Genomic DNA, 23673 nt, shown 5'->3' on the forward strand with positions numbered 1-23673 from the left:
GTGCTCGGGGCAGGGCGGCGCTCGGGGTAGGGGCGCTGGTGCGACGGGCTGCGCGGATCGGGCCGGAGCGACGCTCAGGCCTCGGGCTCGTCCCCACGCTCGCCGACGCCGCGCTCGTTCGCCGCGCGATCGATCGGGCCATCGCCGTGCTTCGCGTCGCGCGCGCTGAGCTGGACGAGCTTCTGCTCGAGCTCCTCGATGCGCGTCTGCAGGCGCTTCACCTCGCCCTGGAGCTGGTGCACGTGGCTCACCGCCGCGCCGAGCACCGACTTGATGCGGTCGTCGGCGAGGCGCTGGAGCTCGTCCCACGCTTCCTTCGGGCCGACGAGGAGCTTGCGCCCCGCGGCCTCGTCGGACTTCTCCTTCTCGGCCGGGCGCTCCGACTTCGGCGCGGCCGCCGCGGCGAGCGTCTCCTCGACCTCGGTCTCCGCGCCCGTGCCCGGCTCGCGCCGGACGATCAGCTTGCCGACCGCCGTGCTCGACAGCGTCGACATCAACCGCTCGCCGCCCTGCTGAATCAGGGTGCGGAGCGCGCCGACGCTCGGCGACGACGAGCCCGCGCGACGCGCGTCCTCACCGGCCGGCGCGTTCTTGCGCTCCTCCTCGTACACGATCTGAGCGAGGGTGACGTTCGTCAGGTCCTCCTTCGTCGTGTTGTCGATGATGGAGACCTCTTCGCCCCCACGGACGTACTCCGCGATCTGCTGAAGCGTCACGTAGCGCGAGTCGCGCGTGTCGTAGAGCTTCCGGTTCGCGTAGCGCTTGATGACGCGCGGGCGCGTCGGGCGGTCGGACGGATGCTGAGGCGTCACACTCACGGGGATATTCTCCAGTTGCCAGAGTCGACGCGACGCGTCAAGCCCCACCGGCCGTGGATGACCCAAGCGGGTAGGTCGCTCGTCCGCGGTATGATCCCGCGCTCGGTGAGCTCATGAGGGTCGGCCTCGAGGCGCGGCGCCTGGTGCGCGTGGTCGACGGGATCGCGGATCGCGACGTGGCGGTCGGCTTCCTGCGCCACGAGCTCGCGCGCATCGGGCCCGAGGCGAGCGCCGCCGTCATCGCCGAGATCGATGCGCGCGCAGAGGCTCGCGACGACGCGTCCGCGAGGCTGATGCTCCTGGTCTCCGTGGCGCTCGCCGCGCGCGAGTGCGACGAGCTCCGCATCGCGATCGCCGAGGCCGCGGTCGCGCGTGGTGACGTCGACACTGCCCGCCGGCTGCGCCCGGAGCCCGGTGCGCGCGCCGCGGACGACGATGCCTCGACCGTGCCCGACTTCGGGCGAGGCCGACCGATCACGCTCGGCGAGCGCAAGTCGCTCGCGCGCCGGCGCGATCGCGATCTGCTCGCGCGTGTGCTCCGCGATCCGCATCCGGACGTCATCCGCATCCTGCTCGCGAACCCCGCGATCACCGAGCCCGACGTCGTGCGGCTCTGCGCGAAGCGGCCGATCGTGCCCGACGTGCTCCGCGAGGTCGCGCGCTCGTCGCGATGGATGGTCCGCTACGGCGTGCGTCTCGCGCTCGCGCGCAATCCGTACACGCCGCTCGACGTCGCGCTCTCGATGGTGCCGCACCTCAACGCGCAGGACGCGCGCGAGATCGCGGGCTCACCCGAGCTCCACGATCAGCTGCGCGAAGCCTGCGCGCGCGCCGCGCGTCCGCGCACCATCCACTGAGCTCTGCGCCCGTTGCGTGTCGCGCGCAGCTCGCGAGCGCTCAGCGCTTGCGCTCGACGACCTCGGCCTCGGCGACTTCGTCCTTCGACAGCTCGTCCGCGCCGCTCTTCGACGCGACGCGCTTGTCCTTCGAGGTGACCTCGATGTCGTCGTCGCTGTTGAGGCCGCGCTTCAGGCCACGGATCGCCTTGCCCAGACCTTCGCCGATCTGCGGGAGACGGCTCGCGCCGAAGACGAGCAGCACGATCAGCAGGATGACGATCAGCTCGCCCATTCCGAGGTTCGGCACGTGTGGTCCTCCACTACCGGGAAACTGTTCCCAAGCTACCCGGGTGCCGCGGTCGCGGCAAGCGCGCGGACCATGTACTAGAGTCGCGCGCGTGACGACCGTGACGCTGTCGCGAGGCCGGGTTCAGCCGGTTTGGGCTGGGCATCCCTGGGTCTTCGCGCAGGCGATCGCGAGGGTCGACGGAGCGCCCAGCGCGGGCGACGTCGTCGACGTCGTCGACCCCGAAGGGCGCTTCCAGGGGCGCGGCTACTGGTCGCCCAAGTCGGCCATCCCGGTGCGCATCGCCACGCGCGACGCGAACGATCCGCTCGACGGTGCGTCGATCGGTCGCGCCATCGAGCGCGCCGCCGCGCTCCGCGCGCGCTTCGGTCTCCCGAGCGCCGAGACCACCGGCTACCGGCTCGTGCACTCCGAGGGCGACGGCCTGCCCGGGCTGATCGTCGACGTGCTCGGGAACGTCGCGACGGTCCAGCTGCTCACCATCGGGATGAAGCTGCGCGAGGCGGACGTGTTCGCGCACGTCGCGCGCGTCGCGCGCGTGAAGACCGTCATCGAGGTCGCGAGCGAGAAGGCCGCGCAGCGTGAGGGGTTCGAGGCGAAGACCGGCGTCGTGCGCGGGCCCGATCCCCACGCGCTCGAGCTGCGCGAGCGCGGGCTCGACGTCTCGCTCGAGCCGACCATCACGCAGAAGACCGGCTTCTACTTCGATCAGCGCGAGAACCGCGCGATGGTCGAGCGCCTCGCGCGGGGCGCGCGCGTGCTCGACCTCTACAGCTTCGTCGGCGCGTTCGCGATGTTCGCCGCGCGCGGCGGCGCGCAGAGCGTGATCGCCGTCGACAGCTCGCCGGTCGCCATCGCGACCGCGTCGCGCCTCGCGCACCACCACGGGATGAGCGACCGCATCACGTTCGAGCGCGCCGACGCGCGGCACCGCATGGAGGAGCTCGCGCGCAAGAAGGAGCGCTTCGATCTCGTCGTGCTCGATCCCCCGAAGCTCGCGCCGACCGTGAAGCACCTCGAGCGCGCGCGCGGCGCCTATCGCCGCCTCAACGCCGACGCCGCGCGCGTCACCGAGCGCGACGGAGTGCTCGTCAGCTGCTCGTGCTCCGCCGCGATGACGCCCGACGAGCTCGTGCGCGTCGCGACGATGGGCGCGCGCGACGCCGGGCGTGATCTGACGCTGCTCCACATGGGCGAGCAGGGGCCCGATCACCCGGTGCCCGCCGCGTTCGCGGAAGGGCGCTACCTCAAGGCCGCGTTCTTCCGGGTGACCTGATGCGATCGATCGACGAGCTGAGCGCCGAGAGCGCGCGGGCGATCGAGGGCGTGGTGTTCGACGTCGACGACACGCTCACGAAGGGCGGCATCGTCGAGCAGGAGGCGTACGCCGCGCTCTTCCGGCTGCGCGACGCCGGGCTCGCGCGCATCGCGGTCACCGGTCGTCCCCTCGGGTGGATGGAGCCCGTCGCGCTGCTGTGGCCGATCGATCTCGCGGTCGGGGAGAACGGCGCGGGGTGGATCTGGCGCGACGGGCGCGTCGCGCGGCGCGGGTGGTTCGACGCGCAGCGCAGCGACGACGTGCTCGCGCGGGTTCGCGCTCGGGTCCGCGAGGAGATGCCCGACGTGCGCGAGGCCGACGATCAGCCGCTGCGCCGCTGCGACCTCGCGTTCGACGTGGGCGAGACCGTGAGCCTCTCGCGCGAACGCATCGCGCGGCTCGTCGCGATCATCGAGGCGTGCGGCGCGCGCGCCGTCGTCTCCACGGTGCACGCCCACGCGATGCCGGGCGCGTGGGACAAGGCGTGCGGCACCGTGCGCGCCGTTCGCGACGTGCTCGGCGTCGACGAGGCGCGCCTCCGCGAGCGCTTCTTGTTCGTCGGTGACTCGGGGAACGACGCCGCCGCGTTCTCGTTCTTCGCCCACACCGCAGGGGTCGCGAACGTCCGCGATCACCTCCGCGCGCTCCCCGTCGCGCCGCGCTTCGTCGCGCGCGAGGCGCGCGGCCGCGGCTTCGCCGAGATCGTCGACGTGCTGCTCGCGCGGAGGCGCGCGTGAAGCGCGATCGACTCCCCACGCCGGTCGTGCTCGCCGCGTCGAGCTCGATGATCGTGATCGGCGTGCTCGCCTGGATGGTCGCGCGCGATCGCGCCGAGCAGGCCCCGGTCGAGACGACCCAGCGCGCGCCCCAGGCCGCCGAGCTGCACATCGACGATCGCACCCCCGAGGCCGTCGCCGAGTCGTTCTACGACGCGTGGCGACGTCGCGCGTGGGACGAAGCCGAGCGCATCGCGGTCGGCGAGGCGCGCGCGAGAGTGCACGAGAAGCAGGCGCGCGATGCCCAGCTCGACGCGCAGGAGCGCGAGATGGCGCGCGAGGCGTGGCTCGCGCTCGCGGGCGCGCCGCTCACGATGTTCTTCCAGCAGTCGGACACGCTCGAGCCGGACCAGCGCATCGCGCTCCGCGGCATCGCGGGATACGACGTGATGAGCCAGCCGTACCGCCGCGAGGTCGAGTTCGAGGTGGTGCGCGAGGGCGAGCGCTGGCGCGTCGAGCGCATGGTCCCGGGGCGCGTGCTCACCGACGTGCCCGATCTCTTGAAGCTGGCGGACGAATGAAGCGCGAAGGACCGAGCGAGCACGCGCTGCGGCACGGATCGGAGTCGCACTACGTCGACGCGCGTCTCTACGACCACACGTACGCGCGGCGGAAGCACGACGTGCGCTTCTACGTCGAGATGGCGCGCGAGATCGGCGGGTCCGTGCTCGAGCTCGGCGCGGGCAGCGGGCGCGTCGCGCTCGCGATCGCGCGCGAGGGCATCGACGTCGTCGCGGTCGATCGCATGGACTCGATGCTCGCGCGCTTCCGCGAGCGCCTCGGGCGGCAGCCGATCGCGGCGCGCGAGCACGTCTCGATCGTGAAGGGCGATCTGCTCTCGCTGCGGCTGCGCCGGAAGTTCCGGCTCGTGATCGCGCCGTTCAACGTCTTCATGCACCTCTATCGCCGCGAGGACGTCGAGGCCGCGCTCGCGACGTGCCGCGCGCACCTGATGCCGCGCGACGGGCGCCTCGTGTTCGACGTCCTGATGCCCGACTTCCGCGCGTTCGTGCGCGACCCTCACCGCCAGTACCGCGCGCGCCCGATCGTCGATCCCAGCGACGGACGGAAGTGGGAGTACGGCGAGCAGTTCCAGTTCGATCCCGCGACGCAGATCCAGATGGTCACGTCGGTGCTGCGCAACCCCGACGATCCCGGCGACCTGCGCGTGCTCCCGCTCGCACACCGGCAGTTCTTCCCGGCGGAGCTCGAGGCGCTGCTGCACTACAACGGCTTCGAGATGGTGGAGCGCTGGGGGGACTTCCAGCGTGGCCCGCTCAGCGTCGACGGCGAGTCCCAGGTGATCGTCGCGCGCCTGCGGCGCGGCAAACGGTAGGCCTCGGCCGCCACGACGCCGATCGCGAGGACCGACACACGAGCCGGCGCGTCGGCGACACCGTCGCAACGACGGGTGGCTCGCGCGCTTCGAGGTCCCGCGTCGAACGTGCACACTCGCGTGATGACGCCGAGCCGCGACCACCTGACGCTGGGACCGCTGACCTTCGAGATCGCGGAAGCCTCCATCTCCGCGCAGCTCGATGATCCGTACTGGATGACGAAGTACGCGCCCGAACGGGCGCCGCCTCGTGTGCTCTGGTTCGTCGAGGTCCACGCGAAGCCGTTGGTGCACGACGGCGAGCACTGGGCGCCCGCCGCATCGCACGCGTTCCACAGCGCGATCCGGAGCTGGCGCGAGCTCGGGGAGGTCCGCCTCGCGTGGACGTCGCGGTTCGACGAAGAGACCGGAGAGCCGAATGGCAACTTCTACGTTTTCGAGCACCGCGACATCCCAGAGGCTTCGCTGTCGATTCGCGGCAGCGAACGCTCGGATTTCATCGTCGAGCTCCGCGGGAAGTGCGACGTCGGTGGGAGCTCTGAGATCGACGAGAACGTGCCGTTCGCGCTGGTCGCCGCCGCGCGTTTCACCGAGATCGTCGTGCACGGCTCCGGCGCCGACGATGCAGCGACGCTCACCGCGCGACTCGCGCAGCACGTCGCGCTCGACGAGCTCGTCGCTGGCGAGCTCACGCGCTCGGGCAAGCTCGACGACGGAACGCCTTGTTGTCGGATGTCCTTCGCGGCGCGCCGATGACCTCGGACCAGGTGCGCGCCGACGCTGCGGGGGCGCGTACCCTTCCTTCGTCGTGGTCTCGTCGTGAGCTGGCGCTTCGTCGGTCGTGGTGCTGCGGCCGGAAGGTCCGCCCAGAGCGACCCCGATCGCGATTCCGGTGTGCTTCCACGTCCTTCCGAGCGCTCGGGGCGGGCCGTCCGGGATCCGGAATGTTCCCCCAGCGCGCTCTGGCAGCGCCGTCCGGATGCCGGACACGTCGCCTCGAGCGCTCGGGCAGCGCGATCCGCATGCCGTACACGCCGCCTCGAGCGCTCGGGGATGCGCGTCCGGCGTCCGGACATCGCACCCCGAGCGTCATCGCGGTGCGATCCGGGACCCTGCGGCGCCCGATCGAGCGCTCGGTCCGTCGTGGCGGAGAGACGGACGCGCGATCGGGGCCGCTGCGGGCTCAGGTTCCGTCGCTCGGATCGCCTTCGTCCTTCTCGCCGCCGCTCCCGGTAGGAGGATCGACGTCGTCGAAGAACGACTCGAAGGTGCGCTTGTCGGAGGCGTGCAGCTCTCGCAGCGCGCCCTGGTTCTGCTTGTAGCAGTCGATCCACACGCGCCGTGCCTCGTCGAGCGCCGCGCGTCGGACCGCGCAGAGGCCCCGGGCTCGCTCGCGGTCGGCGAGCGCGCTCTCGTAGCGGTCGCGCGCCGCGGTGATGCGCGGCAGCCACTCGTCGCGCAGCGGGCCGCCGCCTGCGTCGAGGGCGCGGATGAGCTCGCCGAGCGCCGCCACCTCGGTGGCCCCGACCGGCTGCACGATCGCGGTCTTGCCGCGCGGGAAGATCCGGTCGTGGAGGGCGCCGGGCTTGCCGCCGTCGGCGTGACGCACCGCGAGGTCGAGCAGATCGATCTCGCGGTCGGCGGCGCGATCGACGATCGCGACGCGGGCGCGCGGCCGCGAGAGCGCGAGCACCGAAGCCTCGTACTCGTCGCGGCAGGTCGCGAGCTGCGTGGTCGCGGTCTCGTTGCGAGCGCGCAGCCGCGCGTGCTCGGCGTCGGAGAAGGTCGCGAGCGCCTCGTCGTGAAAGGTGGCGACGCGGAGGATCTTGAGGACCGGAGTCCGGAGCGTGGGTGTCTGAGCCATGCACGCGACCGTGCCGAGGAGCGCGCGCGTGAGACAAGTCGCCGTTCGTGGATTCGCCCCGCGCGGTGCGGGCTGGAGTACCGTCGGGCGATGATGCGGGCGGGGTGGATCGTCTTCGTGCTGGTGGCGGCGTGCGCGCCTCCCGTCGACGCGAGCGAGGGCACGCTGATCGTGCGCGCGCACGAGCGCGGTGTGGTGCACGTCGACGCGCGACCGGTGCGCGGAGATCGCGTGCGTCTCGCGCGGGGCACGCACGTCGTCGAGCTGCGGCGCGGTGCGCTCGTGATCGCGAGCGAGCACGTCGAGGTGCGCGGCGGGAGCGAGATCGAGATCGACCTCGACGTGATCGCCGCGGGATCGATCGCGAGCGACGCGGCGGTGAGCGGGCGCGTGGAGATCCGCTCGGTGCCGCCGGGCGCGGAGATCGAGATCGACGGAGCGCCCGCGGGGCTCGGGCCGCTGGTGATCGATCTGGTGCCGGGGCCGCACGTCGTGCGGGTGTGGGCGCCGGGATACGAGGCGTTCGAGCAGGAGATCTACGTGGGCGCGGGCGGCTCGACCGAGCTCGACGTGCAGCTCGTCGCGAGCCGCTGAGCGACTCGGGTGCGCGTGATGCATCGACGTCGCGCGTGACCGATCGATCGCGGTGGGGCGCGGGGCTCTTCGTGCTCGCGCTGGTGCTGGCGGCAGCGCCGGCGAGGGCGCGCGCGCAGGGCACGTGCGTGCTCGCGGCGGAGCTGCACGGCGTGGTCGGCGAGGGGACGGCGACGTACCTCGAGGACGCGATCGCGCGCGCCGAGCGCGAGGGCTGCGCGCTGCTGGTGCGGGTCGACACGCCGGGCGGGCACATCGAGCCGGCGCGTCGGATCGCGGGCGCGTTGCTCGACGCGCGGGTGCCGATCGTGGTGCACGTCGCGCCGGGCGGGGCGCGCGCGGGATCGGCGGGCGTGTTCGTGCTGCTCGCGTCGGACGTCGCGGCGATGGCGCCGGGATCGAGCGCGGGCGCGGCGCATCCGGTGTCGCTCGACGGGCGCGAGGCGCGCGGCGAGCACGCGCGGAAGATCGAGAGCGACGCCGCGTCGCTCGCGCGCGCCATCGCGCAGGAGCGCGGGCGCAACGTGGCGTGGGCCGAGGCGGCGGTGCGAGACAGCGCAGCGGCCACGGCGGACGAGGCACGACGCCTCGGCGTGATCGATCTCGTGGTCGGGCCCGAGCGCGCGCTGCTCGACGCGATCGACGGACGCGAGGTCGCGGGATGGACGCTGCGCACGCGCGGCGCGGACGTGATCGAGCACGAGATGACGATCCCGCAGCGCTCGCTCGCGCTGCTCGGCGATCCGACGATCGCGTACGCGCTGCTGGTGATGGGGATCTTCGCGCTGATGATCGAGCTCGCGACGCCGGGCGTGGGGATCGCGGGTGGGCTCGGGGCGATGTGCTTCCTGCTCGCGGCGATCGGGCTCGGCGTGGTGCCGGTGACGATCGGCGGGATCGCGCTGGTCGGGATCGCGCTCGCGCTCTTCGTGGCGGAGCTGCACGTGGCGAGCGCCGGTCTGCTCGCGGCGGCGGGCGCGGCGTGCCTCGTCGCGGGCGCGGCGCTGCTCGTGGATCACGCCGATCCAACGTTCTACGCGGACGAGAGCGTCGGCGTGTCGTGGGGCGTGGTCGTGCCGCTCGCGGTCGTGGTCGCGGCGGCGGCGATCGTGCTCGGCGTCGCGGTGCGGCGGGTGAGGGCGCGGCCGAGCGTGACCGGGGTCGAGGCGATGCTCGGCGAGGTCGGCGCCGCGGAGTCGGCGATCGACGCGCGCGGCGGCGCGGTGCGGATGCACGGCGAGACGTGGCGCGCGGTGAGCGACGTGCCGCTGCCGGTAGGAACGCAGGTGCGCGTGATCGCGGTGCGCGGGCTGACGCTGCGGGTGATCGCGGCGGAGGAACTGGAAGGAGCGCTCGCATGATCGGGATGGGACTGCCGATCGGGCTCGCGGTCGCGACGCTGATCGTGCTCGGGTACCTCGTGTCGTCGATCCGGATCGTGAAGGAGTACGAGCGCGGCGTGCTCTTCCTGCTCGGGCGCTACCAGGGCGTGAAGGGCGCGGGGCTGCGCCTCGTGTTCGCGCCGTTCGTGAGGATGGTCGTGATCGACCTGCGCACGCGCGTGAAGGACGTGCCGCCGCAGGAGGTGATCACGCTGGACAACGTGTCGTGCACGGTGAACGCGGTGATCTACTTCCGCGTGGTGCATCCCGATCAGTCGGTGCTGCAGGTCGAGGACTACGACTACGCGACGAGCCAGCTCGCGCAGACGACGCTGCGCTCGGTGGTGGGCGGTCACGAGCTCGACGACCTGCTCGCGCAGCGCGAGAAGCTGAACGCGAAGATCCAGGTGATCATGGACGCGGCGAGCGACCCGTGGGGCATCAAGGTGACCGGCGTCGAGATCAAGCACGTCGAGCTGCCCGCGGAGATGCGCCGCGCGATCGCGCGACAGGCGGAGGCGGAGCGCGAGCGGCGCGCGAAGGTGATCAGCGCGGACGGCGAGTTCGAGGCGTCGCACAAGTACGCGGAGGCCGCGCAGGTGCTCGCGACGCAGCCGGGCTCGCTGCAGCTGCGTTATCTGCAGACGCTCGTGGAGATCGCGGCGGAGAACAACTCGACGACGGTGTTCCCGCTGCCGATCGAGCTGCTCGAGGGGCTCGTCGGACGTCGCATGGCCGAGGTGAAGCGCAAGGACGACGGGCGCGACGGCGAGCGCACCGCGCGGGCGTGAGCGCGGTTTGACCGGGGCGGTACGGGCCGCGGAGACTCCGATGCGTGCGCTGCTTCGCCCTTGCTTCGATCGTGCTCGCGAGCCTCACGGGATGCGCCGGCCCAGCGCCGGAGGGACCGACGTTGATCTCCGGCGTCTGCACCTGCGCGTGGTGCTGGGATCGACCGTTCTGCTTCGACCCCGAGGATCCCGACGCGCTGCTCGCGCCCGACGCTGCGGGGACGTGCCCGCCCGGCTCGCTGACCGCGACCCGCGCGACGCGAGTCGTGGCGATCGATGCGCGTGACGAGCTCTTCTGCGTGTCGCAGCGCAGCGACGCCGTGCTCGACGCCGAGCCGCTGCTCGTCCCCTCGGGCAACGGCGTCGAGGGTGGGGTGTGCCCATTGCCCGGAACCGGCGACCGAGAGCGGCTCGTGTCGTTCGATCCGTGTCTCGACGTGATGCACAGCTGCCGCGACGTGCGCGAGCCGGAGTTCGCGTCGTGCGCCCACGTGCCGGCGGTGCCGGAGTGCCCGTCCGGGTACCAGCGCGGGCCGGAGAAGTCCGGGTGCTCGAACGAGGGCTCCGCGGACGCCGCGGACCTCGTCGTGGACGCGTGCTGGCGCTGGCGCGTGCCGAGCGATCGTCCTCAGCGCTATTGCTACGCCGCGTGCCTCGACGCGCCGCGTGTGTACGCCACGTCCGAGCCGGTCTGCGACGAGTCGCGCTTCTGGTGAGCGACCCGTGCTGCCACGGTGCGCGTGGCAGCACGATCGATCATCGATCGGAGCTCTAGCGACGTGCGCGCGCCTGGGCGCGGTCGAGCGCTTCCTGGACCATCTTGCTGTGCTCGGCCGGGTCCTTCCAACGCATCTGGCCCGCCTCCGGGAGGAGGTGGATCGGATCGAAGTAGAGGAAGAACTGGCCGGGCTTCACGCTCGGCGCGGTGTAGACCGAGATGCCGGTCACGCGGTCGTAGTGCTCGAAGCTGTGCACCACGCGCTTGCCGCCGCCGCCGGGGGCGTCGACGACGAACGTCGGCGTGTTGAAGCCCGCGGTCGTGCCGCGCACCGACTTCTCGAGGTACTCCGCGGTGTCGACCGTCGTGCGCAGCTCCTCGACGCCCTTCACGAGGTCGTGCACGTAGACGTAGTAGGGCTGCACGTTGACGTGCGCGAGACGCTTCACGAGCGTCGTCATCGTCTCGACCTGGTCGTTCACGCCGCGCTGGAGCACCGACTGGTTGCGCACCGTGACGCCCTCGCCGAAGAGGCGATCCATCGCGCGCTTCGTGATGCCGGTGATCTCGTTCGGATGGTTGAAGTGCGTGTGGAGGACCACGTCCTTCGCCATCGAGCGGCCGCGGTGCACGACCTCGACGAGCGCCTTGAACCACTCGTCGTCGGTCAGGATCTTCTGCGGCATCACCGCCGGGCCCTTGGTCGCGAAGCGCATGCGCGCGACGTGCGGGATGTCGAGCAGGCGGTGGCCGATCTCGCGGATCTGATCGGCGCGCAGGTTGTACGAGTCGCCGCCCGAGATGACGATGTCCTCGAGCTCCGGGCGCGACGCGACGTAGGTGAAGATCGCCTCCCAGCGCTGCGCGTTCGCCTTGAGCGAGAGCTTCTCGAGCTCGGCCTGATCGGTGTCGGGGCCGACCGCGTAGCTGCGCGTGCAGAAGCGGCAGTAGACGGGGCAGGTGTCGAGCGCGAGGAAGAGCGCCTTGTCGGGATAGCGGTGCGTGAGGCCCTGCACCGGCGCGTCGCCCTGCTCGTTGAGCGAGTCGAAGCGCAGCTGCGGGTGATCGGGCAGGCGCGTCGACGAGAGCGGGATGAACTGGCGGCGGAGCGGATCCTCGTAGGGCTTCGTCCAGTCGACGAGCGAGAGGAGGTAGGGCGAGACGCGGACCGCCATCGGCGCGTGGCGGAAGCCCTCTTCGGCGTCGACGATGAACTGTGGCGAGACGAGGCCCTGCAGCGCGGCGAGCAGCTTGTCGACGCGCGTGATCGTCTGCTTCATCTGCCACTTGTGATCGAGGAACTCGGCCTCGCTCACGTTCGCGTAGGCAGGGATGCGCCGCCAGAAGTCGCCCTCGAGGAGGTGACGATGGCTGAGCGTCGAGGGGTCGACCGGCGGCTTCACCGCGCGCGGGGCTTCGTCCTTCGGCGTCTCGACGACCTTGAGCTGCATGGAGGTTCCTCTGTGGGAAACCTCGTTGTTACCACGGGCGCGCGCGCGACCGCACGGACGACCTGCGCGGTGGCTCACTCCGTTTCGAACGCGCCGGAGTCACACGGCGGAGTTCGTGCGACGCCGCGCTGGTCCACGTCCGGGCACTCGTCGCCGGCGAAGCCGATGGCGGCGCTGCCGGTGTCGAGGGCGAACGTCTCGGTGGGGCCGCCGCGATCCTGCAGCGGGAGGAGGCGCGGGTCGCCGACGCGGTCGATGCCGGCCGCGCCGATCTGCATGCCACAGTCGAAGTCCGCCTCGCCCGGGAGCTCGTCGGCGACGTTGCCGCCGAGCGAGGTGATCGTGGCGTGACAGTTCAGTCGCGTGCTCGCGCTCGAGAAGTTGTTCGCGACGATCGAGCCCTCGAGCGTGAAGCCCATGTGGCTCGGGCTCCAGATGGCGCGTCCGTTCGGCTGCGTGGACGTGTTGCCCGCGATCGTCGAGTGCGAGATGGCGACGGTCACGTCCTGCACGAGCATCGCGGTGCCGTAGTGCGCGCGGTTCGATGCGAACGTCGAGCTCGCGATGCGCACGCTGCCCTGGAACGCGTAGAGGCCGCCGCCGTCGGCGGCGCGCGCGGCGGTCGCGACCGTCTCGTTGGCGGAGACGAGGCAGCGATCGAGGGTGAGCTGCGAGTTGATCGAGGAGATGCCCGCGCCCGACGTGTAGTCGCGGTCGGTCGTGATGCGGTTGCGCGAGACGTCGGAGTCGACGAGGTCGACCGTCGCGTCCCACACGAACAGACCGCCGCCCTGCTGGCCCGCGCCGTTCTCGACGATGTCGCTGTCGCGCACCGTGAGCCGCCCGCCGCGGATCACCGCGATGCCGCCGCCGGATGCCTCCATCGTGGCCGCGTTCGCTGCGTTCCCGACGACGCAGCTGCGCTCGAGCGTGACGACCGCGGGGCTCTGCACGAGGAGCCCGCCGCCGTGCCCGTCGGTCTGCACACCGCCGGTGATCGTGAGGCCGTCGAGCGTGACCGCGCCGTCGGTGACCTGCAGCACGCGCCTGGTGCCGTCGTTCCGCAGCACCGCGCCGCAGCGGCTCGCTCCGCGCAGCGTGATCGGCTGATCGATCACCAGCACGTCGGGGAGCTCGTACGTGCCCGCGGCGAGGAGGATCGTCTGGTGGCCGGCGCGCGCGTCCGCCCAGCGCACGGCGTCGATCAGATCGTCGACGTTCGCGACGCTGCGCGACTCGGGATCGATCCACGCGTCGGGAGGTCCGGCGTCGACGTCCGTGATCCCTGCGTCGTCGTCGTCCGAGGTGGCCGCGTCCATCGCGCCCGCGTCGCGGGTCGGCAGGTCGGGCTCGTCGCGCGGATCCCACACCGGCAGCGTCGTCGGATCGAGCTCGGGCGGAACGCAGTCGCCGGCGACGCACGTGCGCTCGTCGCCACAGCTCGGCGCGACGCACGCGCGCTCGAGCAGCACTGCGAGCACGCGGACGCTGCCTCGCACGAAGCGCGTCGCGATGGTGCGGGTCACGACGTCGTCGCCGCCGCGGCGGACCGCGAGCGCGATGCGGATCGGCGCGTCCTGCGCGTCCTCGCGCGGATCGATGCGCACGCGCACCGGGCGCTGGCTCGCGGCGAGATCGATCTCGCGCAGCACCGGGTCGCCGTCCTCGCGCGCGACGCGGATGGTCAGCGTGTCGACCTCCGCGGGCACCGCGAGCTCGGTGTCGACGACGAGGTAGAGCGCGGTCGGCGCGGCGTCACACGCGACGAGCGCGAGGGCCGCGAGGACGAGCGCCGAGCGGAGACGCAGACGAGCCATGATCACCAGAGCGAGCCGATGACCTCGGCCCACCAGTAGTCCTCGGGGATGCGGAACGTGCCGCCCGCGCCCGCGCACGTGATCGACGTGGTGACGTGGAAGCACGTGTGCTCGTCCGCGACCGCGATCGCGCCGACCACGGCGTCGACGCTCGCCTCGTCGGGCGTGACCGGCGCCGAGCGCGGCGGCGCGACGCCCGCGCGACCGTCGTCCCCGTTGCCCCAGCAGCTCACGTACTGGTTGGTCGGTAGCGCGCAGGTGTGCTCGAGGCCGGCGCCGATCGCGGTCGCGGGCAGATCGAGCGGGACGATGACGCCGTTCGGGACGGGCGCGGGGTTGGTCGGGTCGACGCCGAGCTGGCCGCGCGAGTTGCTGCCCCAGCACTCGACGCGATGGGGCGCGCTCGCGCCGATCAGCGCGCACGTGTGCGCGCCGCCCGCGGCCATCGCGCGCACCGGGCCGTCGGCGACGGTGACCTCGACCGGCGGGCTCGACGCGCTCGTGGTGCCGTCGCCGAGCTGTGCGCGCTCGTTCGCGCCCCAGCACCAAGCCTCGCCGGTCGCGGTCCACGCGCACGCGTGGCGCGCGCCGACGACGATGCCGGTGAACGCGGGCGCCTCCTCGAACATCTCGAGGGGCTGGCCCGCGCGCGGCACCGCGGGGTTGCCGCGCTCGTCGCCGTTGCCCCAGCACATCACGCGACCGTCGGCGAGCGCGCACGCGTAGCCGTGGCCCGCGTCGAGCGCCGTCACCGTGCGCGTGCCGACCGAGAGCTCGGCGCGGGCACCGCAGCCCGGTGTCGCGCCCCAGCCCGCCGCGCCCTCGCCCCAGCAGCGGATCTCGCCGTCCCGCGCCGCGCACGTGAACGTGTCGCCCGCGGCGACTGCCGTCGGATCGTCGCCGAGCCCGTCGATGACCACGACGTGCCCTTGCTCCGCGGGGTGGCGGTTCTCGTAGGGCAGCGGCGCTCCGCCGAGCTGGCCGTGCTCGTCCGAGCCGACGCACGAGAGCACGCGACGTCCGTTCGTGCGCTGGCCGATCACGCAGAGGTGCTCGGGGCCCGCGGACAGCACGCGCACTTCGCCGGGACCGGGCTCGCAGAGCGGGCCCGCGTCGGGCACACCCTCGGCGCAGATGCGCGGGGTCGGGCACGCGCGCTCGCCGCACGTCGGGGCGGTGCCCGCGTCGGTCACGCCCGCATCGGGGCACGGCGCGCCCGCGTCGCGTCCCGCATCGACGGCGCCGGCGTCGCGCTCTCCCGCGTCGTGCATCGGCACCGACGCGTCGCTCCACTCGACCTCGGGCTCGTCGCCGTCCCACGTCGCGAGACCGCGCGCGTCGATCGCATCGTCGGCGCACGTGGCCGCGATGCACGTCTCGTCCGGCGCGTCGCACCGCACGCCGAGGCACGCGCGATCGAGCGACACGACGAGCTCGCGCACCGAGCCGCGCACGAACGCGGTGCGCACGGTGCGCGTGAGCACGGCGGTGTCGCCGTCGCCCACGGAGAGCACGAGCCGGAGCGACGCGTCCTCGTGGCCCTGGCGCGGATCGATCCGCACGCGCACCGGGCGCGCCGCGCTCGTGAGATCGACGTCGCGCTCGATCGGCTGATCGTGATCGGGCTCGACGCGGATCGTCAGCGCATCGACCTCGCGCGACACCTCGAGGTTCGTGTCGACGACGAGGTAGATCGCCGTCGGCGCGGCGTCGCACGCCGCGAGCACGAGCGCGGCGATCGCGAGGCTCGTCTGGATGCTTCGCGTCGTGGACATGCTGGCGCTCCCTCAGAGTCGGATCGGAGGCTCGGTGCCCGGCGGGAGCTGGCCGCCGCTTCCCTCGGAGACGAGCACGCCCACCAGGATGGCGACGCCGATCGCGACGACGCCGGCGCTCACGCCCACGATGATCCACGGCGTCGGGTCGTCGTGGCTCGCAGGCTCGGTGTGCAGCGCGGGGATCGTCGTGGGAGGCGCGGGCACGGCCGTCTGCGCGACCTCGGCCGGCGCGGGCACGGGCTCGCGAACGGGCGCACGGGGGATCTCGAGGGCGACCTCGGCGCGCTCGCCCTCGCGCAGCGTGAACGGGTGATCGAGCAGCGTCTGCTCGGCGCGCGCGACGACGACGCGGTGCTCGCCGGGATCGAGCGCGATCTCGGTGCCGAGCGCGTGCGCGTCGAGCGCCTCGCCGTCGAGCTGCACGCGGTCCGCGCTGGTCAGGCCGTCGACGCGCAGCGTCGCGTGCGCGATCTGCGCGTCGATCGCCGCGAGCGCGCTCTCGATCGCGGCGCCGTAGTCGCTCCGCTCGCGCTCGCTCGCGTCGCGCAGGAACCGGCGGTAGCTCTCGCTCGCCGCGACGAGGCGCCCGGTCTGACGCTGCGCGCCCGCGAGGTTCATGAGCGTGATCGGGCGCGGGTAGAGCGCGTACGAGCGCTCGAACGCGTCGAGCGCCTCGGGCCACTGCCGCGCGCGCGCCGCGCGCACTCCGTCCTCGTAGAGCGAGCGCGCCGTGCGCTGCATCGACGGCGACGTCTCCGCGGCGTCCTGCGCGCGCGCTGGAGCTCCGGTGGGAGCGAAGACGAGCAGCGCGAGGAGGAGCGGGGCCGTCGCGAGCGGGCGGTCCATGATCCGCGAACCGTTGCCGACGATGGGGGCCCGAGCAACCGGGCATACCTCGGCGCACCGAGAAAACTTGACCGGATCGCGGCGCCGAGCCACCAGAGGGGGCCATGACGTCCGTTCAGGAACGCCTGCTCTTCGTGGTCTCTCCGCCGCGCAGCGGCTCGACGCTGCTGCAGCGGATGATCGGCTCGCACAGCGAGGTCTTCACCCACCCCGAGCCGCACCTGATCACGCCGATGGCGTACCTCGGCTTCTACGACACGGTCGACAAGGCGCCCTTCGATCACATCAACTCGGCCGAGGCGATCCGCCTCTTCGTGAGCTCGTTGCCGCGCGGCGAAGAGGACTACCTCGACGCGCTGCGCGCGTACGCCGACACGATGTACGGCCGCATGCTGGAGCCCAGCGGCAAGCGCTACTTCATGGACAAGACGCCGGCGTACGCGCTGGTGCTGCCCTTCCTGACGAAGCTCTATCCGCACGCGAAGTACGTCGTGCTCACGCGCCATCCGCTCGCGATCTTCTCGAGCTTCGCGAACTCGTTCTTCGACGGCGACTGGGCGCGCGCGCACGAGTTCAACCCGCTCGTCGAGCGCTACGTCCCCGCGATCGCGAAGATGCTGCGCGAGCGTCCGGTGCCGCTCGTGCACGTGAAGTACGAGACGCTCGTCGAGGCGCCCGAGGCGCAGATGGAGCGCGTCTTCGCGTACATGGACGTGGAGAACGAGCCCGAGGCCGTGAACTACGGCGAGCGCTTCCAGAGCAAGAAGGGCCCGGGCGATCCGATCACGGTGAGCCAGCACTCGCGCCCGGTGACCGACTCGCTGCACAAGTGGGCCGCGGAGCTCGCGAAGGACACGAAGAAGCGCGCGCTCGCGGAGCGCATGATCGAGCGCGTCAGCGACGAGGATCTCGAGACGTGGGGCTGGCCGCGCGCGCGCGTCTTCGACGCGGTGCGCGAGGTCGAGTCGGGCGGCGTGAGCGGCGTCGAGGCGCCGAAGCCGGTCGTCAACGCGTACACGATCCAGCGCAAGGTCATGCTCGCGCTCAAGAAGGACATCCACCAGCGCCCGCACGGCGCGCTGGTGAAGCGCATCCGCTACTACTGCGACGTCCTGCTGCGCGAGTGATCACCAGCCGCGCATCGCGCGCTCGATCTTGAGCAGCGCCTGCTCGAGGATCGGGCTGCCGGGCTCGTGCTGCATCGCCGCTTTGATCTGACGCCACGCGGTCTGGAGATCCCCGGCGCGCGCGGCGTCCTGCGCCTTCGTGAAGAACGCGCGCGCGGTGGGGGACTGCAGCGTGGGCTTCGCGGGCTCGGGCTCGCGCCGCGTCGCCTTGGGCGCGGGCTCGACCGGCGCGCGCGCGTCGCTCTTGAGGCGCAGCTCGCCCTTTGCGAGCACGGCGTCGTAGGCGCGGCGCGCGGTGGGATCGCTCAGCGTCTGCACCGCCTCGCTGCCGCGCCGGTAGATGCGTGTGGCGCGCGCGACCTTCTCGCCGTCCTGCCCCGCGAAACGATCGGGGTGATAACGACGCGCGAACGCGCGGAACGCGCGCTTCACGTCCTCGGCGCTCGCGTCGCGCGCGACGCCGAGCAGCGTGTAGTAGTCGAGCTGATCGAGGCGATCGTCGGTCGACATCAGGCGAGCTCGCGCTCCTGGCGGCGGCGCATCGCATCGATCTCCGCCGGGTCGAGACCGCCCTGCAGGTGGATGCGCGTGTGCTGCGCGCGCCCGGTGTCGAGATCGGTCGCGCGCACGTCGAGGATCCCGCTCGCGTCGAGCAGGAAGCTGACGTCGATGCGCACCGCGCCGCGCCTCGCCTTCCGGATGCCGTCGAACACCAGCGTGCCGAGGAGCTCGTTGTCCGCGAAGCGCGTCGACTCGCCCTGGCAGATGCGCAGCTCGACCGCTTCCTGATCGTCGCGCGCCGTCGAGAAGACGCGTGACTTCTCGGCGGGCACCGGCGCGTTGCGCGGGACGATCGGCGCGCAGAACCCGCCCGCGGTCTCGAGCCCCAGCGAGAGCGGCGTGACGTCCATCAGCAGCGGCGCGGGCGCGGCGGTCGCGATCGGCAGCTCGGGGACGTGCGGCGCGAGCCGAGGATCCTGCGCGGGCGGCTCGCTCGCGGGCATCGCGAAGTCGTCGGGGGAGAGCGCGAGCTCCTCGAGCACGATCGGAGCGGGCTCTTCGATCTCGAGGATCGGCGTCGGCGGCGGCCTTCGCGGCGGCGGGGGAGGCGGCGGCGCGAGACGCGCGGGCGGCGGAGGCGGCGGAACCGGCGGCGCGTCGGGCGGCACCGACTCGAGCTCGACCTCGAACATCCCGGCATCGAGCGGGTCGCGCACCATCGGCGCGGGCTCGGGCAGGCCGAGCGGCGCGTCGAGCGCGGCGATGCCCTCGGCGAGCGCGTCGCGCGTCGGTGCGCTCGCGGGCTCGTCGCCGAACGGCGCGTCGATCGACGACGATACGCCGATGCCGAACGGCACGGTCGCGTCGCGCCGCGGCTTCTTGCGCGGCGCCTCGGGCAGATCGAACGGCGCGTCGACGTTCGCCGCCACCATCGGGCGCGCGGTCGGCTCGGCGAAAGGCGCGTCGATCGGCGCCGGCACCGCGACCTCGATCGGGCGGCGCGCGGGCGTCGCGTTCTCGCGCGTCGCGGGCTTGCCGCGCGAGAGCGGATCGTCGAGCTCGAGCAGCCCGGAGTCCGACGTCGTCCCGACGCGCGCGGGCGGCGCGAGCACGGCGACGCTGCTCGGCCCGAGCTCGAGCGACGTGCGCGCGAACGGATCGACCGGAGGCGGCGCGGGCATCGAGTCGGGCCCCGCGAGCGACGCGGGCGAGGGCACCACCACGTTGCGCGCCCCGAGCGCGAGCGCCGACGGCGGCGGCACGAGGCGCGGCTTCGGCACCGCGACCGGCGGCGGCGCGAACGCGGGTTGCTTCGGCAGCTCGCCGCTCCGCGGGCCCGACGCCAGCGTCCCCTTGCGCAGCGCCGCGCGTCCTCCCGGCGGCGCGCCCGGCGCGATCGACGCAGCGGGCTTGCCCGCGAGCGTCCACGCGTGGATCGCCGCGCCCTGCGCGACCACGAGATCGGGATCGATGTCCGCGCGCGGCGCGCGCCCGAAGTGCTCCTCGACCATGCGCCGCACCAGCGGGATGCGCGTCGAGCCACCGACGAGCACCACGTTGTCGATCTCGCGCGGCCTGCGCCCCGCCTCGCGCAGCGCGTCCGCGACCACGTCGAACGTGCGCGCGATCAGCGGGCGCATCCGCGCCTCGAGCTCCTCCGCGGTGATGCGGAACGTGAAGTCGATCGTCTCCGCGCGCCGCATCAGCCCGCCCGGCTTCGTGAACAGCTGCTCGAGCGTGAGCTCCGCCTCGGGCACGCTCGAGAGCTGGCACTTCGCCCACTCCGCCGCCGCGCGCACCCGCTCGAACGCCTGCAGGTCGCCGCGCACGTCGTAGCCGTGCTCCTTCGTGCACGCGTCCGCCATCAGCTCCGCGATCGCGAGATCGATGTCGTCGCCGCCGAGGAACGTGTCGCCCGCGGTCGAGACCACCTCGAACACGTCGCGATCGAGATCGAGCACCGTGATGTCGAACGTGCCGCCGCCGAAGTCGTACACCGCGATGGTCTCGGGCTTGTCGCGCCCGTAGCCGTAGGCGAGCGTCGCGGCGGTCGGCTCGTGGATGATCCGCAGCACCTCGAGACCCGCGACCTTGCCCGCGGCCTGCGTCGCGCTGCGCTGCAGCTCGTTGAAGTTCGCGGGCACCGTGATGACCGCGCGCCTGCACTCCACGCCGAGCGCGGCCTCCGCGACCTCGCGCAGGTGACGCAGCACGAGCGCGCTCAGCTCGGGCAGCGCGTACGTGCCCTTGCGGACCTTCACCTGCACGCCGCCGGTGCGGCTCGGCTCGATCGCGAACGCGAAGCGCTCGCGCGCGCGCTGCACCTCGGGGCTCGTGAACGGTCGCCCGATCAGGCGCTTCACCGAGTACACGGTGTTCTCGGCGTCGACGAGCCTGCGCTCGCGCGCCGCGTGACCGACGAGCACCTGCCCCTCGGGCGTGAACGACACGCACGAGGGCACGAGGCGGTTCCCGTCGGGATCGGCGAGGACCCGCGCGTGCTGTCCGTCGGTGATCGCGACGACGGAGTTCGTGGTCCCGAGGTCGATCCCGAGGACGGGGCTTTCGGTCAACACTGCGCTCCCACGAGCTCGGGGTGGACGCCGAGGGCGCCCGACAACATGACGGGGCGGGATTGTACCCGGTCGAAGGAGCGGACGAGTGACGAAGAGCGACGCGCGGTTCGAGGTCGGTGTGGTGCCCTCGGTGGGCTTGCTCGTGCTGCGCGCGGGCGTCGGGATGACGATGGCGATCGCGCACGGATGGCCGAAGCTCGAGCGCTTCATGGGCCCCGAGCCGCGCTTCGCCGATCCCTTCGGCCTCGGCGAGGTGCCGAGCCTCGCGCTCGCGATCTTCGGTGAGCTCGTGTGCGGCGTGCTGATCGCGCTCGGCCTCGGGACGCGCCTCGCCGCGATCCCGTTCGCGTTCACGATGCTCGTCGCGGTCTTCGTCGCCCACGCGGCGGACCCGTGGAGCGACAAGGAGCACGCGTTCCTCTTCCTCGTGCCGGCGATCGCGCTGATGATCACCGGCCCCGGCCGCTACTCGATCGACGCCTGGATCGCGTCCCGCCGGAAGCGCTGATCCTCGTTTCCGGGAGGGGGCTTGGAAGACCCCTCCCCCCGACCGGCAAAGCCGGATCGGGTCCCCCCGCCCCGAACACTGCGCGCGGGGCCCCAGCCCCGCTTGCTCTCTCGTTCGCTCGCTCGTCCGTGGCAGGACGTCAGGTCGGGTCGCAGACGCCGTCGCACGTCTGCACCACGGTGCCGTCGGGGCGGAGGAACAGATCGATCTGCTCCACCGCCGCCGGCGACTCGCGCACCCCGCTGTGCGCCGGGTTGTCGCCGCCCGGATTGCGGGTGCCGAGCGGCAGCACCGGCACCTCGGGGATGTCGAACACGACCATCGCGTCGGTGCCGAGCGATGCGCCCATGTCGGCGGTGAGCGCCTCCATGTTCCACGGCTCGTACGGCGCCGGGCTCGCGTAGCCGATGCCCATCGTGCGCGCCGCGATGTGCGCCGCGACGTTCGGCACCTGCGCGTCGTCGCGCCCGATCTGCGAGAGCACGTGCTTGAGCGGCGTCGCGCCCGACGCGCACACGTCGTCGGCGCACGGCAGCGGATCGCTCAGCACGTGCGGCGCGTACGTCGCGGGCTCCGCGAGATCGAAGAGCGACTGCGCCATCACCATCAGCATCGAGCGCTGCAGCGGGTCGCGGTAGCCGAGCTCCATGATGCTGCCGTACGTCACCCAGTTCGACGAGCGCGGGATCATGATCGAGTAGGTCATCCCGCCGACGCCGACCACGAAGCGATCGACGTCGACCGCGATCCCCGCGAGCGAGAGCCCGAAGATCCCGCCCTGGCTGTTGCCGTAGTAGTAGAGCTCCTCGCGATCGATCGCGGGCGCGGTGCCGCCCGCGTCGAGCGGGATCTGCAGCTCCGCGAGCTCGGCGCAGCCACCCTCCACCGAGAACGCGCGGTGGAGGAACACGTGGTTCACCACGCCCTGCACCGCGCGCTCGCCGAACGACGTGAACAGCGAGAAGTTCTGCAGCGTCTGCGCGACGCGCGTCACGTCGAGGCGCGACCAGCCCCACCAGTCGATCTGCACCGAGACCATCTCGTTCGCCTCGATGGTGCGGCTCACCGTCCCGCCGTCGCCGTAGCGATCCCCGAAGAGGCCGTGCCCGTAGTCGAGCAGGCGCACCGGCTCGCCCCCCGCCGCGACGCGCGCGCGCACGCTGTTCGGGATGCGGATGATGAACGGCACGTCGGCCCAGCCGTTCTGCGCCGGCTCGCCGTCGCCGTCGCGGCTGAGCACCGACTCCTCGTGCGAGTCGGGATCGGTGCCGCCGAGGAAGAGCGGCACGCGCACCGTGCCCTCGATCTCGCGCCAGATCTCGGCGCGCGGCGCGTCGCGCGTCTCGGTCACCGTGCAGCGCGGCGCGGCGGTGTCGGTCGCCATCGCGCGCAGGCCCTGATCGCGCACCGAGATCGTGTCGTGCCACGCGAGCTCGTCGGTGCCGGTCTGGAAGTCCCACGCCTCGATCAGCGTCGCGCGCTCGACGCCCGCGGTCTCGAGGCGCGTGAAGACGTCCTCGAAGTGCGCGCGGCGCGACTCGATGTCGCTCGCGTCGGGCAGCGGCGTCTCGTCGCGCAGCGCGCGGAAGTACGCGGAGGGCTCGATCGCGCTGCCGTCGGTGTGGCGCAGATCGCGGATCGCGACGAGGTAGCGGCGCTGCTGCGCGAGGCGCGCCGCGGGCCGGATGTAGAGCGGACGGCGCGCGGGATCGATGTAGTCCCACGTGTCGATCTCGGCGAAGTGCGCGACGCGCTCGCCGGTCTCCGCGTCGATCAGCACCGTGGGCGAGCCCTGCGCGAGGCTGTCCTGGATGTGCTCCTCGTCCGGCAGGTTCGAGGGATCGACGTCGTCGAACGCGGTGATGATCGACGTCGCCGGGCTGAACCCGTCGAAGCGCGAGAGGATCGTCGGGTCGACCGGCACCGCGCGCGAGTTGAGCGGCATCGCGGCCTCGGGGATCTCGATGCGCACGCCGGTCGCGGTGGTCTCGTCCTCGGCGAGGTAGCGGCTGGACGGCCACGGGAGCAGGCAGTCCATCGGGCTCACGTTCTCGCACTCGGCGGGGTACGAGGGCCCCGCGTCGGGCGTGCCGGCGTCGGGATCGACGCTCCCGTCGTCGTCGTCGCCACACGCGACGAGCAGCAGCGCGGAGAGCAGGGCGACCCACGACCAAGCAGAGAAGCGCATGCGCGCGAGGATACAGCGCAGGCGTCGTGGACCGGCAGTGGCGGAATCGGCCGCGATGCGCTGGCCGGCGTGGACAGGCGTCGGATCACGAGGAAGGGCCGGAATCCGCGGCGTGAGCGCGCGCCGCGGGACGGGGAG

Annotated in this window: 22 protein-coding genes; 12 read left to right on the forward strand and 10 right to left on the reverse strand. The window is 72.6% G+C overall.

Translation table 11 applies throughout. From position 1 onward, the window contains the following. Nucleotides 1-74: 74 nt before the first annotated feature. A complete protein-coding gene (locus tag DB32_RS16660; protein ID WP_169791463.1) occupies nucleotides 75-866 on the reverse strand; it encodes a polyhydroxyalkanoate synthesis regulator DNA-binding domain-containing protein in 792 nt (263 codons plus the stop codon). Nucleotides 867-931: 65 nt separating this feature from the next. On the opposite strand from DB32_RS16660, the gene DB32_RS16665 reads away from it, so the two are divergent. After that, a complete protein-coding gene (locus DB32_RS16665; protein ID WP_053233449.1) occupies nucleotides 932-1675 on the forward strand; it encodes a hypothetical protein in 744 nt (247 codons plus the stop codon). A 40-nt stretch (nucleotides 1676-1715) separates the two neighbouring features. On the opposite strand, the gene tatA is transcribed toward DB32_RS16665, so the two are convergent. Next, on the reverse strand, nucleotides 1716-1964 hold the full coding sequence (gene tatA / locus DB32_RS16670; RefSeq protein ID WP_157069099.1) for a twin-arginine translocase TatA/TatE family subunit: 249 nt from the start codon (nucleotides 1962-1964) through the stop codon (nucleotides 1716-1718). 91 nt (nucleotides 1965-2055) lie between these two features. Here tatA and DB32_RS16675 point away from each other — a divergent pair, with 91 nt between their 5' ends. The 5 genes from DB32_RS16675 (at nucleotide 2056) to DB32_RS16695 (ending at nucleotide 6150) form a co-directional block, all read left to right on the forward strand. After that, nucleotides 2056-3240: a class I SAM-dependent rRNA methyltransferase gene (locus DB32_RS16675; protein WP_240481214.1), complete on the forward strand. Its 1185-nt coding sequence runs from the start codon at nucleotides 2056-2058 to the stop codon at nucleotides 3238-3240. Next, nucleotides 3240-4019 (forward strand): HAD family hydrolase, encoded by a 780-nt coding sequence (locus tag DB32_RS16680; RefSeq protein WP_053233451.1) that lies wholly within the window; start codon nucleotides 3240-3242, stop codon nucleotides 4017-4019. The genes DB32_RS16675 and DB32_RS16680 overlap by 1 nt, the downstream gene beginning before the upstream one ends. After that, complete coding sequence (locus DB32_RS16685; RefSeq protein WP_053233452.1) at nucleotides 4016-4579, forward strand: hypothetical protein; 564 nt, start codon at nucleotides 4016-4018, stop codon at nucleotides 4577-4579. The genes DB32_RS16680 and DB32_RS16685 overlap by 4 nt, the downstream gene beginning before the upstream one ends. Beyond that, a complete protein-coding gene (locus DB32_RS16690; protein ID WP_053233453.1) occupies nucleotides 4576-5394 on the forward strand; it encodes a class I SAM-dependent methyltransferase in 819 nt (272 codons plus the stop codon). The genes DB32_RS16685 and DB32_RS16690 overlap by 4 nt, the downstream gene beginning before the upstream one ends. A 123-nt stretch (nucleotides 5395-5517) precedes the next feature. Further along, the gene (locus tag DB32_RS16695) at nucleotides 5518-6150 is read left to right on the forward strand and encodes a hypothetical protein (RefSeq protein ID WP_157069100.1); all 633 of its coding nucleotides are present in this window, start codon (nucleotides 5518-5520) and stop codon (nucleotides 6148-6150) included. Nucleotides 6151-6577: 427 nt separating this feature from the next. On the opposite strand, the gene DB32_RS16700 is transcribed toward DB32_RS16695, so the two are convergent. Continuing rightward, a complete protein-coding gene (locus DB32_RS16700; RefSeq protein WP_053233455.1) occupies nucleotides 6578-7258 on the reverse strand; it encodes a hypothetical protein in 681 nt (226 codons plus the stop codon). 90 nt (nucleotides 7259-7348) lie between these two features. Between DB32_RS16700 and DB32_RS16705 the strand changes: the two genes are divergently transcribed. Genes DB32_RS16705 through DB32_RS16720 form a run of 4 tightly spaced genes read left to right on the forward strand, consistent with a single transcriptional unit; the run spans nucleotide 7349 to nucleotide 10741 of the window. Continuing rightward, on the forward strand, nucleotides 7349-7852 hold the full coding sequence (locus DB32_RS16705; protein WP_053233456.1) for a PEGA domain-containing protein: 504 nt from the start codon (nucleotides 7349-7351) through the stop codon (nucleotides 7850-7852). 35 nt (nucleotides 7853-7887) lie between these two features. Next, complete coding sequence (locus DB32_RS16710; protein WP_053233457.1) at nucleotides 7888-9213, forward strand: NfeD family protein; 1326 nt, start codon at nucleotides 7888-7890, stop codon at nucleotides 9211-9213. A 5-nt stretch (nucleotides 9214-9218) separates the two neighbouring features. Further along, on the forward strand, nucleotides 9219-10025 hold the full coding sequence (locus tag DB32_RS16715; RefSeq protein WP_053238839.1) for a slipin family protein: 807 nt from the start codon (nucleotides 9219-9221) through the stop codon (nucleotides 10023-10025). A gap of 44 nt (nucleotides 10026-10069) precedes the next feature. Further along, complete coding sequence (locus DB32_RS16720) at nucleotides 10070-10741, forward strand: hypothetical protein (RefSeq protein WP_157069102.1); 672 nt, start codon at nucleotides 10070-10072, stop codon at nucleotides 10739-10741. Between the two features lie 55 nt (nucleotides 10742-10796). Here the strand turns inward: DB32_RS16720 and DB32_RS16725 are convergent, their stop codons facing one another. From DB32_RS16725 to DB32_RS16740, 4 genes are all read right to left on the reverse strand, one after another. Then, nucleotides 10797-12194 (reverse strand): KamA family radical SAM protein, encoded by a 1398-nt coding sequence (locus DB32_RS16725; RefSeq protein WP_053233459.1) that lies wholly within the window; start codon nucleotides 12192-12194, stop codon nucleotides 10797-10799. A gap of 74 nt (nucleotides 12195-12268) precedes the next feature. Beyond that, entirely contained in the window at nucleotides 12269-14011 is a 1743-nt protein-coding gene (locus DB32_RS16730; protein WP_053233460.1) for a right-handed parallel beta-helix repeat-containing protein, read from the reverse strand. Nucleotides 14012-14013: 2 nt separating this feature from the next. Beyond that, entirely contained in the window at nucleotides 14014-15786 is a 1773-nt protein-coding gene (locus tag DB32_RS16735; RefSeq protein ID WP_053233461.1) for an RCC1 domain-containing protein, read from the reverse strand. A 12-nt stretch (nucleotides 15787-15798) separates the two neighbouring features. Then, nucleotides 15799-16635: a hypothetical protein gene (locus DB32_RS16740; protein WP_053233462.1), complete on the reverse strand. Its 837-nt coding sequence runs from the start codon at nucleotides 16633-16635 to the stop codon at nucleotides 15799-15801. 104 nt (nucleotides 16636-16739) lie between these two features. On the opposite strand from DB32_RS16740, the gene DB32_RS16745 reads away from it, so the two are divergent. Beyond that, on the forward strand, nucleotides 16740-17762 hold the full coding sequence (locus tag DB32_RS16745) for a sulfotransferase family protein (protein ID WP_053233463.1): 1023 nt from the start codon (nucleotides 16740-16742) through the stop codon (nucleotides 17760-17762). Here DB32_RS16745 and DB32_RS16750 read toward each other — a convergent pair whose 3' ends face one another. Together DB32_RS16750 and DB32_RS49970 are read right to left on the reverse strand one after the other, a co-directional pair. Continuing rightward, complete coding sequence (locus DB32_RS16750; protein WP_053233464.1) at nucleotides 17763-18272, reverse strand: J domain-containing protein; 510 nt, start codon at nucleotides 18270-18272, stop codon at nucleotides 17763-17765. Next, nucleotides 18272-20836 (reverse strand): Hsp70 family protein, encoded by a 2565-nt coding sequence (locus DB32_RS49970; RefSeq protein WP_053233465.1) that lies wholly within the window; start codon nucleotides 20834-20836, stop codon nucleotides 18272-18274. The genes DB32_RS16750 and DB32_RS49970 overlap by 1 nt, the downstream gene beginning before the upstream one ends. Before the next feature lie 88 nt (nucleotides 20837-20924). Between DB32_RS49970 and DB32_RS46780 the strand changes: the two genes are divergently transcribed. Then, nucleotides 20925-21347 carry a DoxX family protein gene (locus DB32_RS46780; RefSeq protein ID WP_075097540.1) on the forward strand — a complete coding sequence of 141 codons (423 nt, stop codon included), beginning with the start codon at nucleotides 20925-20927 and terminating at the stop codon, nucleotides 21345-21347. A gap of 139 nt (nucleotides 21348-21486) precedes the next feature. On the opposite strand, the gene DB32_RS16765 is transcribed toward DB32_RS46780, so the two are convergent. Further along, nucleotides 21487-23535, reverse strand: a complete 2049-nt coding sequence (locus DB32_RS16765; protein WP_053233466.1) for a hypothetical protein — start codon at nucleotides 23533-23535, stop codon at nucleotides 21487-21489. Nucleotides 23536-23673 lie beyond the last annotated feature (138 nt).

Origin of the sequence: Sandaracinus amylolyticus, from assembly GCF_000737325.1 — a bacterium.
Classification (GTDB): domain Bacteria; phylum Myxococcota_A; class Polyangia; order Polyangiales; family Sandaracinaceae; genus Sandaracinus; species Sandaracinus amylolyticus.

Excerpts from the sequence above, each read along its gene's own strand:
- DB32_RS16745 (WP_053233463.1), top strand. The coding sequence starts at position 16,740 with ATGACGTCCGTTCAGGAACGCCTGCTCTTCGTGGTCTCTCCGCCGCGC.
- DB32_RS16705 (WP_053233456.1), top strand. The coding sequence starts at position 7,349 with ATGATGCGGGCGGGGTGGATCGTCTTCGTGCTGGTGGCGGCGTGCGCG.
- DB32_RS16690 (WP_053233453.1), top strand. The coding sequence starts at position 4,576 with ATGAAGCGCGAAGGACCGAGCGAGCACGCGCTGCGGCACGGATCGGAG.
- DB32_RS16765 (WP_053233466.1), bottom strand. The coding sequence starts at position 23,535 with ATGCGCTTCTCTGCTTGGTCGTGGGTCGCCCTGCTCTCCGCGCTGCTG.
- DB32_RS16750 (WP_053233464.1), bottom strand. The coding sequence starts at position 18,272 with ATGTCGACCGACGATCGCCTCGATCAGCTCGACTACTACACGCTGCTC.
- DB32_RS16735 (WP_053233461.1), bottom strand. The coding sequence starts at position 15,786 with ATGTCCACGACGCGAAGCATCCAGACGAGCCTCGCGATCGCCGCGCTC.
- DB32_RS16740 (WP_053233462.1), bottom strand. The coding sequence starts at position 16,635 with ATGGACCGCCCGCTCGCGACGGCCCCGCTCCTCCTCGCGCTGCTCGTC.
- DB32_RS16730 (WP_053233460.1), bottom strand. The coding sequence starts at position 14,011 with ATGGCTCGTCTGCGTCTCCGCTCGGCGCTCGTCCTCGCGGCCCTCGCG.
- DB32_RS16680 (WP_053233451.1), top strand. The coding sequence starts at position 3,240 with ATGCGATCGATCGACGAGCTGAGCGCCGAGAGCGCGCGGGCGATCGAG.
- DB32_RS16725 (WP_053233459.1), bottom strand. The coding sequence starts at position 12,194 with ATGCAGCTCAAGGTCGTCGAGACGCCGAAGGACGAAGCCCCGCGCGCG.
- DB32_RS16700 (WP_053233455.1), bottom strand. The coding sequence starts at position 7,258 with ATGGCTCAGACACCCACGCTCCGGACTCCGGTCCTCAAGATCCTCCGC.
- DB32_RS16695 (WP_157069100.1), top strand. The coding sequence starts at position 5,518 with ATGACGCCGAGCCGCGACCACCTGACGCTGGGACCGCTGACCTTCGAG.
- DB32_RS16665 (WP_053233449.1), top strand. The coding sequence starts at position 932 with ATGAGGGTCGGCCTCGAGGCGCGGCGCCTGGTGCGCGTGGTCGACGGG.
- DB32_RS16715 (WP_053238839.1), top strand. The coding sequence starts at position 9,219 with ATGGGACTGCCGATCGGGCTCGCGGTCGCGACGCTGATCGTGCTCGGG.